The organism is Tepidimonas ignava (assembly GCF_004342625.1).
Taxonomy (GTDB): Bacteria; Pseudomonadota; Gammaproteobacteria; order Burkholderiales; family Burkholderiaceae_C; genus Tepidimonas; species Tepidimonas ignava.
The window spans coordinates 100,056-109,916 of record NZ_SMAH01000011.1 but is presented as its reverse complement, the minus strand read 5'-3'; the positions used below and the strand labels follow the sequence as shown (position 1 = coordinate 109,916).

Genomic DNA, 9,861 nt, shown 5'->3' with positions numbered 1-9,861 from the left:
AAACTCTTGCTCGCAAACGCCTCACGCGGCAGCGCCAGCGCCTGCTCGCTCGTGATCACCCCCAGCGACACCAGCGTCGCCACAGCCCCGCCGGCCTTCAGCACGGCGCGTCGATTCTGTTTCATCGATAGACTCCTAAAAAACGGTTCGTCACGATACCGTGATGGGTATCTTATTACTTGTCGGGCGCACCGGCCAGCACCCACTCGGCCAGCAGCTTGGCGTCGGCGTCCGACAGCGCGGCTTGCGCCGGCATCGGCACCGGGCCCCACTTGCCCGCGCCGCCCTTCTTGATCGAGGCGGCCAGCTCTTCGGGCTTCATGCCCTTGTACTTGGCGGCGATGTCCTTGTACGCCGGACCCACCAATTTTTTGTCGACGGCGTGGCAGCCCATGCAGGCGTTCTTTTGCGCCAGCGCCTTGGCCGCCGCCGCGTCCATCGCGTGCACCGGCGCGGTCAGCGCCGCCACGCCCGCCACCACGGCCATCGTCAACACTCGCTTCATCGTCGTCATCTCCTGTTTGCTTGGGTTGGGCCCGCGGTGCGGGCAAGGGTTAGAGAACATTCAGCCCGCGCGGGTTCACTTGGCCCCGGCGGCGATCCAGGCCGCGATCGCCTTGGCGTCGGCGTCGCTCACCTGCGGCTGCGGCGGCATCGGGATCGCCCCGTAAACGCCTTGGCCACCGCCCTTGATCTTGCTGACCAAGTAGGCTTCCAGGTCGGCTTTGCCCTTGTGTTTGGCGGCCACTTCGTTGAAGCCGGGCCCGACGATTTTGTTGGCCACCCCGTGGCAGGCGGTGCAGGCGTTTTTCGCCAGCAGGCTCTTGGCATCGGCCCCGCCCGCTGCCGCCGCAGCAGCCGGCGCGGGCGCCGCCATCGACACCTTTTGCGTCAGCGGTTCTTTGCGCGGCGGCTTGGTCGTGTCCCAACCACGCATCGGGCCGATCAGACGCTGTTGCTCGAACAGGTTGCCATGCGCGTCGCGCATGTTTTCCGGCAGCATCGACTTGATGTCGCCTTCCACCGGGCAGTTGTTCATGCAGCGGGTGTTTTTGACGTCAGGCTTGCCGCTGAACGCGTAGTTGGGCAGCCACAGACCGTGGTCGGTGGTCATGCCGTTGCGGTTGGGCATGCGCTTTTGGACTTCGGCGATGTTTTGGTCGCTCAGCACGAAGTCCTCGGGCACGATGTCGCCCAGGTGCAGGATGTACGCCACCACGCCGTACACATCTTGCACCGACAGCGACTTGGGCGCGTTCCAGGGCATCGCACGGTTGATGTAGTCCCACAGCGTCGACACGGTGGAGACCTTCATCAGCGTCGTGCGCTGCGGGTAGTGCTTGTCGACATGGAGGTTGGCCACGCGGCCGGTTTCGATGTCTTTCTTGGTGGTACCGCCGACGATCGGGGTGAACACCTCGTTGGACTCACCGAACTCGCCGTGGCACGAGGCGCACTTGGCCATCCAGACCTCTTCGCCGTGCTTGACCGAGCCCGAACCCTTCGGCAGGCCCTTGAAGTCCGGGCGCACGTCGATGTCCCAAGCCTTGATCTCGGCGGGCGTGGGTGCGCGGCCCATGTTGGCCCAGGGCTTGTCGCCGGCGGGGTTGGCGTGCGCGGCACCGGCAAAGCCCGCGGTCAGGGCAGCGGCCACGGCCGCCGCGCGAACGGTACGTTGGAAGCGCTTCATCATCAGTACACCTGCACGTTGGAGACTTCGCCGTTTTCCGACACCAGCCAGCTTTGGATGGCGTTGTTGTGGTAGATCGAGCGCGTGCCGCGCACCGCGCGCAACTGGTTGATCTTGGGCTGCACGTAGCCGGTGGAGTCGATCGCGCGGCTTTGCAAAATGGCGGGCTTGCCGTCCCACACCCAGTCGAAGTTGAAGCGGGTGAACGCCTTGGGCAGGATGGGCTTTTCCAGCCGCGCGGGACGCCAGGTGCGGCCACCGTCCACCGACACGTCAACCGCCTTGATGGTGCCGCGACCCGACCACGCCAGGCCCGAAATGTTGTAGTAGCCGCGGTCCAGCAGCGTTTGCCCGCCCGACGGCGTGGTGATGACGCTCTTGCACTCCTGGATGCCGCTGTACTGGCGGTGCAGGCCGTTGGGCAACAGGTCGATGTAGTGGACCGTTTCGTCCTTGGTGTTCCAGGGCTTGTCGCCCACCTCGATGCGGCGCAGGTACTTGACCGAGCTGACCGCCTGCACACCCGGCACGATGAGGCGCAGCGGGTAGCCGTTTTCGGGGCGCAGCATCTCGCCGTTTTGCCCCCAGGCGACGATGACGTCGTCCATCGCCAGCTCGATCGGGATCGTGCGCGTCATCGACGAGCCATCGGCCCCTTCGGCCAGCACGTACTTGGCACGCTTGCGGTCGATGCCGCACATATCCAGCAGCGTCGACAGCAGCACCCCGGTCCACTCCGAGCAGCTGCACATGCCGTGCGTGTACTGCACCGTCGGCACCGCCACGTTGGCCCACTCCATCGCGGTGTTGGCGCCGCACTCCAGGAAGTGGATGCGCGACACGCTGGGCAGGCGCATCAGCTCGTCCATCGTGAACACGCGCGGCCGCTTGATGAGGCCGTCGTCGCCGTGGATCATCAGGCGGTGCTTCGAGGGGTCGATGTCCCACCAACCTTGGTGGTGCCGCTCGAAGTGCAAGCCGCTGGGGGTGATGATGCCAAACAGACCTTGCAGCGGGGTGAAGCTCACCGACGCCTGCGACACACGCGTCAGCCCCGGGCTTTCGCGGCGCTGCAGGTTGGACTCCCACTTGCTGGGCATGCCGTAGCCGCGCGCGGCCACCGGCTGGCCCAGACCCGTGGTGTGCTCGGGCAGCTTGAGGATGGCATCCTCGCCTTCGGGCGCTGCCATGGCTTTGCCCGCCGCTGCGGCCCCCGCCCCCATGGCCAGCGCCTTGGCCATGAAGCTGCGCCGCGCCTTGCGCGCCTTTTCCAACAGCTCGGGGCTGAGGTGGTTCTCCGGGGCAGGCAACACCCGGCCGATCACGTCGCGGAGATTGTCAGACACTGGCTTGTTCCTTTGTATCGAGAGGGAAGACCGAGAAACACCGATCACCGTCACGCGGAGCCTGGCCGTGCTGCGCCATCACCTGTGCGGCGATGACGCGGCACAAATCCAGCGGAGCACGGGGCGCCACGCGGTAAAACACCTGCGCGCCCTCGCGCCGACGCACCAGCAGGCCGGCCTGGTGCAGCCGCGCCAGGTGGCGCGACACGTTGGCTTGCGCCAACCCTGTGGCCTGCATGATGTCGTTGACGCAACGCTCCTGCCCGCACAGGGCGTGCAGGATGCGCAGCCGCGCTGGCTCGCCCAGCACACCGAAGATCCGCCCCACCGACTCGAAGATCGGCTGCAGGTCGTCGGCGGCAGGGGACGAGGCGGTCATGCTCACGACCATGACTATATGAGCACTTGCGAATATACCGATTAGTGTAAACCCTAATCGGCACAAAATCTTTGCTATGGATCCGATGAACGGTATCGATCAGCCCTGCAGCAGACCGCCCTGCAGGCGCAACCGGCGGTCGCAGCGCTGCGCCAGCTGCTCGTCGTGGGTGACGACGACGAAGGCGGTGCCCTGCTCGCGCGCCAGGCGCAGCATCAGGTCGAACACGGCCGCGGCGGTGTCGCGGTCCAGGTTGCCGGTGGGCTCGTCGGCCAACACGCACAGCGGCTCGCCCACCAGCGCACGCGCCATCGCCACGCGTTGACGCTCCCCGCCCGACAGCTGCGCGGGGCGGTGCTGCAAACGCTGGCCCAACCCGACGCGCTCCAACCACGCTGCGGCGCAACGCGCCGCGCTGGCGTAGGGTTGCCGTCGGATCCACAACGGCATGGCCACGTTGTCCTGCGCGGTGAACTCGGGCAACAAGTGGTGGAACTGGTAGACAAACCCCAGGCAGCGGTTGCGCCGGCGCCCCTGCTCGGCGGGGCTGAGGCCCTGCCACGGCTGCCCTTGCAGCAGCACCTGGCCGGCGCTGGGCGCGTCCAACCCGCCCAGCAGGTGCAGCAGCGTGCTCTTGCCCGACCCCGACGCGCCGACGATGGCCACCGTCTCACCCGCGTGCACGCTCAGGTCCACCCCGCGCAGCACCGTCACGTCCAGCGCCCCCTCGCGGAAACGCTTGACCAACCCTTGGGCCTGCAACACCACCTCACTCATAACGCAGCGCCTCCGCCGGATCAACGCGGCTGGCCCGCCAGCTCGGGTACAGCGTGGCCACAAACGCCAGCCCCAGCGCCATCAGGGCAATCGGCACGATGTCGGCCGCCTGCGGGTCGCTGGGCATGCGGCTGATCAGGTAGATGTCCTGGGGCAGGAAGCGCAGGCCCAGCAGGCGCTCCAACGCCGGCACCAGCGTGTCGATGTTGAACGCCACCCCCAGGCCCAGCAGCAAACCGGCCAGCGTGCCCACCACCCCCACCACCGCACCTTGCACGACGAAGATCGCCATCACGCTGCCGGGGCTGGCGCCCAGGGTGCGCAGGATGGCAATGTCGGCGCGCTTGTCGGTCACCGTCATCACCAGCGTGCTGACCAGGTTGAACGCCGCCACCGCCACGATCAGCGTCAGGATGATGAACATCATGCGTTTTTCCAGTTGCACCGCGGCAAACCAGGTGCGGTTGGCGCGCGTCCAGTCCCGCACCACCACGCCGTACGGCCCGTCGCGTTGCAGCGCCGCTTCCAGCTCCACCGCCACCGCCCGCGCCGCGTGCAGGTCCTGCAAGCGCACGCGCACCCCCGTGGGCCCTTCGACGCGAAAGAGCCGCTGCGCATCGTCCAGGTGCAGCAGCGCCAGCGTGGCGTCGTACTCGTAGTGACCGGAGTCGAACAGCCCCACCACGGTCAACTGGCGCAGCCGCGGCATCACACCGGCCGGGGTCACCTGCCCGCTGGGCACGATCAGCGTGACCGCGTCGCCAACGCCCACCCCCAACTGGCGCGCCAGCGCCGCGCCCAACACCACGCCAAAGCCGCCCGGCTGCAACTGCCCCAGCGCGTGCGTGGCCAGCTCGGCCCCCAACGCCGTCACCGCCGGCTCCAGCGCCGGGTCCACGCCACGCACCAGCACACCCTTCATCTCCTGACCGCGCGCCAGCAGCCCCTGTTCGGCCACAAACGGCGCCACCGCGCGCACCTGTGGGTGGCGCTGCACCACCTCGGCCGTGCGGCGCCAGTCGGGCAGTGCACCGCCGTCGGCGGCCAGCACCTCCACGTGCGCCAGCACGCCCAGCATGCGGTCGCGCACCTCCTTCTGAAAACCGTTCATCACCGACAGCACGATGATCAGCGCGGCCACCCCCAGCGCGATGCCCAGCATCGACACCGCGCTGATGAAGGAAATGAAGCCGTTGCGGCGCGCGGCGCGACCGGCGCGCGTGTAGCGCCAGCCGATGACGAATTCGTAAGGCCAAGGCATGGGTGCTGATTGTGCCCGCAACCGCACCCGGGGCGGCGCGGCATCGTGGACAATCGCGTCCATGCCGACCGTGCGCCACTGGATCATCGCCCACGCCTGCGCCGACGACCCTGCCCTGCTGGCCGAACTGCCCACCCTGGCGCTGCCCGCGTTGCAGCGCTGGTTGGCGCTGGCGCCCGTCGTGGGCGAAGCCCTCCACGGTCCCCACACCCTCAACGCCCCGCACGAGCAGGCGCTGGCGCGGGCCCTGGGTTGGCCCGAGCAGGTCGACCCCTACCCTTGGGCCGGCTGGCACGCCCAGCGCCCCGGCGCGCCCTGCGCCTGGCTGGTGCCGTGCCACTGGCACGCCAGCCTGGACCACATGGTGGTGCTGCCGCCCGAGGCGCTGCAGCTCGACGCCAATGAGGCGCGGGCGCTGCGTGAAGCCTGGGCGCCGTACGCCGCCAGCGAGGGCCTGGAGCTGCTGGGGGATGAACCGACACGCTGGCTCGCCCGCGGCGCGCTGCTGGCGCGCTGGCCGGTGCCCAGCCTGGCTCGGGTGGCGCACCGGCGGCTGCAAACGTGGTGGGACGACCACAGCGACGACCCGGTCGCACGCCGCCTGCTGCGCGTGCTGGAAGAAGCCCAGATGCTGTGGCACGACCACCCGGTCAACGAGGCGCGCCGTGCGCGCGGCCTGCCCACCGTCAACGCGCTGTGGGTGGAAGGCGCGGGCGTGTGGAGCGGCCAGGGCCCCAGCCCCGCCGAGGCGCCAGCCCGCGTCTGGCACGACCTGACCCCCGCCGCGCTGGCCGGCGACGCCGCCGCCTGGCGCGACGCCTGGCAACGGCTGGACCAAGAGCACCTGGGGCCGTGGCTGCAAGCCGCGCTGGACGACGGCCAGCCGCGCTGGCTGACGCTGTGCGGCGAGCGCGGCTGGCGCTGCTGGCGGCTCGACCCCGGCAGTGCAGCCCCCCCGCCGCGGCGGCGCTGGTGGCCGTGGCCGCGGCGCGCCCCGAACGCACAGCCCACGTCGCCATGGTGGATCGGGCTGTGACCATTGTGCCGCGCGCCGTGTCGCCGCGGGCCGCCTGGGCCTTGGAACAGGCGGGCGTGGACACGCTGCTGGCGCGCCTGTACGCCGCGCGCGGCGTGTGCGATCCGCAGGAGCTCGACGACGGGCTGCACCTGCTGCCGCCGCCCGAGCAGCTGCGCGGCGCGACCGACGCCGCCACCTTGCTGGCCGACGCGCTGCAGCGCCGGCGGCGCATCGCCATCGTGGCGGACTACGACTGCGACGGCGCCACCGCCTGCGCGGTGGCCGTGCGCGGCCTGCGCCTGCTGGGCCAGCGGTTGGGCGGCGCGCAGGTGCTGCACCTGGTGCCGGACCGCCAGCGCGACGGCTACGGCCTGACGCCCGCGCTGGCCGACCGGGTGCACGCGCTGGGGGCCGACGTGCTGGTCACGGTGGACAACGGCATCGCCAGCCTGGACGGCGTGGCGCACGCCCGGGCGCTGGGCCTGCAAGTGCTCATCACCGACCACCACCTGCCGCTCACGGTCGACGGCCAGCCCCGCTTGCCCGCCGACTGCGTCATCGTCAACCCCAACCAGCCCGGCTGCCCGTTCCCGACCAAGGCCTTGGCGGGCGTGGGCGTGGTGTTTTACGTGCTGCTGGCGCTGCGCGCCGAGCTGCGCCGCCGCGGCTGTTTCCAGCCCTCCGACCAGCCCCGGCTGGACCCGCTGCTGCCGTTGGTGGCCCTGGGCACGGTGGCCGACGTCGTGCGGCTGGACGTGCACAACCGCCGTCTGGTGGCGCAGGGCCTCAAGCGCATCCGAGCCGGCGCAGTGCCCGCGGGCCTGGGCGCGCTGCTGGCCGTGGCCGGGCGCGTGCCCGCACGCGCCACGACGTTCGACCTCGGCTTTGCCGTGGCGCCGCGCTTGAACGCCGCCGGACGGCTGGCCAACATGGCGCTGGGCATCGAGTGCTTGCTCAGCGACGACCCCGACCACGCCCAGGCCCTGGCGCAGCAGCTCGATGCCATCAACCGCGAGCGGCGCGAACTGGAGGCGGCCATGCGCGAACAAGCGTTGCTGCAACTGGCCGAGCGCGAGCTGCCCACCGGTGCCGAGCAAGCCCCCGCGGTCACCGTCTTCGACCCCTCGTTCCACGAAGGGGTGGTGGGCATCGTCGCCGCGCGGCTCAAAGACCGCCTGCACCGTCCGGTGTTCGTCTTCGCCCCGGCCCGGTTGGACGACGGCACGCCGTGCCTGCGCGGCTCGGGCCGCTCGATCGCCGGGCTGCACCTGCGCGACGCGCTGGACGCCATCGCCAAACGCCACCCCGGGCTGCTGCTGCGGTTCGGCGGCCACGCGATGGCCGCGGGCTGCACGCTGCGCGCCGACGGCTGGCCCCTCTTCGACGCCGCGCTGCGCGACGTGGCCCAACAGTGGCTCGAGCCCGACGCGCTGCAGCGCCGCTTGCACACGGACGGCGAACTCGGCGCCGAGCGCCACCACCCCGACACCGCGGCGTTGCTGGACGCGCAGGTGTGGGGCCAGGGCTTCGCGCCGCCGCTGTTTCAGGCCGACGCCGAAGTGCTGGGGCAGCGGCTGGTGGGCGAGCGTCACCTGGCGCTGCGCCTGCGCGTGCACGGCCAGCCGATGGAGGCGATCTGGTTTGGCCACACCGAGGCGCTGCCCCACCGCGTGCGCCTGGCGTACCGGCTCGACGCCGACGAGTGGCAAGGCCTGCGTCGCACCCGCCTGGTCGTCGAGGGGGTGCAGACGTGAGCACCGACGACACCGAGGCTGACCTGCCGGTGCTGCACGCCGACGCGACGCTGGTGGCGATCGACAAACCGGCTGGGCTGCTGGCGGTGCCCGGCCGCGGCCCCGACAAGGCGGACTGCGCCAGCGCGCGCGTGCAGCGGCGCTGGCCCGACGCGCGGGTGGTGCACCGGCTCGACATGGACACCTCGGGCGTGATGGTGCTGGCGCGTGGGGCGGCGGCCCAGTCGGCGCTGGCACGCGCGTTCGCCCAGCGGCGCGTGCGCAAGCGCTACGTCGCGGTCGTGACGGGCGTGCCGCTGCCTCCCGACGGCGCCGACGGTTGGGGCGACATCCGCCTGCCGCTGGCGGTGGATTGGCCGCGCCGACCCCGCAGCGCGGTCACCTTTGCACACGGCAAGCCCAGCCACACGCGCTGGCGCATCCTCGGTCTGGAACGGTGGGGGCCGCTGTGGGCCACCCGGGTCGAGCTGCAACCGATCACGGGCCGCTCGCACCAGTTGCGCGTGCACCTGGCCGCCTTGGGCCACCCCATCCTGGGCGACCCGCTGTACGCCGACGGGGCCGCGCGCCACGCCGCGCCGCGCCTGCTGCTGCACGCCGCCGGGCTGACCCTGCCCCACCCCAGCGACGCCACGCCGCTGACGCTGGCCAGCCCGGTGCCGTTTTAGCCGGTGGTGGCCGGCGGCGGCGCCACGTCGCCAGGCGCCGCCGGGGCCGTGCCCTGCAGCAGCGCCAGCACGTCGCGCAGCGCCGGCAGGGCTTGCTCGGCCGCTTTGCGCCCGGCGGCAATGGCCGGTGCCGCGCGGTGAAACTCCATCGCCGCAACGTCGCCCAGCAACGGACGGATGACGACATCGGCCGGCTCGCCGGCCAGACGGCTTTGCGTGATGCGCCACTGCACGATGTTCATGCTGGTGGTCAGCACATCCAGCAGCGATGGCAGCGCGGGCCCGGGCTCGGCGACGCCGACATCCCCGCCACGCCAACGCTGCAACACGCCATCCAGCAGCCCCCCGCCGCGCCGGTCACGCGCCTGGGCGCGGCCCGCAACGCGCTGGCGGCGCATCAGGTGCCAGTTCAGGTCCACGGCGATGACCACGTCCGCCCCCATCGCCCGGCACAGCGACACCGGCACCGGGTTGACCAAGCCGCCATCGACCAGCAGTTGCCCGTCACGCACCGCGGGTGTGAACACGCCGGGGATCGCGATCGACGCCCGCACCGCGTCGATGACCGGGCCGCTGCGCAGCCACACCTCGCGCCCGGTGGCCAGGTCGGTGGCCACGCAGCCAAAAGGTTTGCCCAGCGCCTCGATGCCGCCGTCCACGAAGCGCTCGCGGAAAAACGCCACCAGCTTGCCGCCTTCGAGCAGCCCGCCGGCCATGCGCACGTCCAGCAGCCCCACCACCTGGCGCCAATCGAGCTTGCGCACCCAGGGCTCCAGGCGATCCAGCTCGCCCGCAGCGTAGGCGGCCCCCACCAGCGCGCCGATCGACGTGCCGCACACCACGTCGGGCTCGATGCCGGCCTCTTGCAGCACGCGCAGCACGCCAATGTGCGCCCAGCCGCGCGCCGCGCCGCTGCCCAGCGCCAACCCGATGCGCAAGCCCGCCGCCGCCACGCCCCGTCAGCCCGG

At 71.1% G+C, this 9,861-nt stretch carries 10 protein-coding genes; 3 read left to right on the top strand and 7 right to left on the bottom strand.

Features of this window, described 5'->3' with window-relative positions; genetic code table 11:
• Positions 1–175: 175 nt before the first annotated feature.
• The 6 genes from EDC36_RS09585 to EDC36_RS09560 form a co-directional block, all read right to left on the bottom strand.
• The gene (locus EDC36_RS09585; RefSeq protein ID WP_132963029.1) at positions 176–505 is read right to left on the bottom strand and encodes a c-type cytochrome; all 330 of its coding nucleotides are present in this window, start codon (positions 503–505) and stop codon (positions 176–178) included.
• 75 nt (positions 506–580) lie between these two features.
• Entirely contained in the window at positions 581–1,690 is a 1,110-nt protein-coding gene (locus EDC36_RS09580) for a c-type cytochrome (protein WP_132963041.1), read from the bottom strand.
• A 2-nt stretch (positions 1,691–1,692) separates the two neighbouring features.
• Complete coding sequence (gene soxC / locus EDC36_RS09575) at positions 1,693–3,036, bottom strand: sulfite dehydrogenase (protein WP_132963028.1); 1,344 nt, start codon at positions 3,034–3,036, stop codon at positions 1,693–1,695.
• Positions 3,029–3,415: an ArsR/SmtB family transcription factor gene (locus EDC36_RS09570; protein ID WP_165902848.1), complete on the bottom strand. Its 387-nt coding sequence runs from the start codon at positions 3,413–3,415 to the stop codon at positions 3,029–3,031. The genes soxC and EDC36_RS09570 overlap by 8 nt, the downstream gene beginning before the upstream one ends.
• 99 nt (positions 3,416–3,514) lie before the next feature.
• Positions 3,515–4,192, bottom strand: a complete 678-nt coding sequence (locus tag EDC36_RS09565; protein WP_132963026.1) for an ABC transporter ATP-binding protein — start codon at positions 4,190–4,192, stop codon at positions 3,515–3,517.
• Positions 4,185–5,453: a lipoprotein-releasing ABC transporter permease subunit gene (locus tag EDC36_RS09560; protein WP_132963025.1), complete on the bottom strand. Its 1,269-nt coding sequence runs from the start codon at positions 5,451–5,453 to the stop codon at positions 4,185–4,187. The genes EDC36_RS09565 and EDC36_RS09560 overlap by 8 nt, the downstream gene beginning before the upstream one ends.
• A 61-nt stretch (positions 5,454–5,514) precedes the next feature.
• Between EDC36_RS09560 and EDC36_RS09555 the strand changes: the two genes are divergently transcribed.
• Genes EDC36_RS09555 through EDC36_RS09545 form a run of 3 tightly spaced genes read left to right on the top strand, consistent with a single transcriptional unit; the run spans position 5,515 to position 8,893 of the window.
• Complete coding sequence (locus tag EDC36_RS09555; RefSeq protein WP_132963024.1) at positions 5,515–6,489, top strand: phosphoglycerate mutase; 975 nt, start codon at positions 5,515–5,517, stop codon at positions 6,487–6,489.
• Complete coding sequence (gene recJ, locus EDC36_RS09550) at positions 6,486–8,225, top strand: single-stranded-DNA-specific exonuclease RecJ (RefSeq protein ID WP_132963023.1); 1,740 nt, start codon at positions 6,486–6,488, stop codon at positions 8,223–8,225. Before EDC36_RS09555 ends, recJ begins: the two co-directional genes overlap by 4 nt.
• Complete coding sequence (locus EDC36_RS09545) at positions 8,222–8,893, top strand: RluA family pseudouridine synthase (protein ID WP_165902847.1); 672 nt, start codon at positions 8,222–8,224, stop codon at positions 8,891–8,893. Before recJ ends, EDC36_RS09545 begins: the two co-directional genes overlap by 4 nt.
• On the opposite strand, the gene EDC36_RS09540 is transcribed toward EDC36_RS09545, so the two are convergent.
• Positions 8,890–9,846 (bottom strand): patatin-like phospholipase family protein, encoded by a 957-nt coding sequence (locus tag EDC36_RS09540; RefSeq protein ID WP_132963022.1) that lies wholly within the window; start codon positions 9,844–9,846, stop codon positions 8,890–8,892. The genes EDC36_RS09545 and EDC36_RS09540 overlap by 4 nt on opposite strands.
• Positions 9,847–9,861 lie beyond the last annotated feature (15 nt).

Excerpts from the sequence above, each read along its gene's own strand:
- EDC36_RS09585 (WP_132963029.1), bottom strand. The coding sequence starts at position 505 with ATGAAGCGAGTGTTGACGATGGCCGTGGTGGCGGGCGTGGCGGCGCTG.
- EDC36_RS09580 (WP_132963041.1), bottom strand. The coding sequence starts at position 1,690 with ATGAAGCGCTTCCAACGTACCGTTCGCGCGGCGGCCGTGGCCGCTGCC.
- EDC36_RS09570 (WP_165902848.1), bottom strand. The coding sequence starts at position 3,415 with ATGACCGCCTCGTCCCCTGCCGCCGACGACCTGCAGCCGATCTTCGAG.
- EDC36_RS09565 (WP_132963026.1), bottom strand. The coding sequence starts at position 4,192 with ATGAGTGAGGTGGTGTTGCAGGCCCAAGGGTTGGTCAAGCGTTTCCGC.
- EDC36_RS09560 (WP_132963025.1), bottom strand. The coding sequence starts at position 5,453 with ATGCCTTGGCCTTACGAATTCGTCATCGGCTGGCGCTACACGCGCGCC.
- EDC36_RS09555 (WP_132963024.1), top strand. The coding sequence starts at position 5,515 with ATGCCGACCGTGCGCCACTGGATCATCGCCCACGCCTGCGCCGACGAC.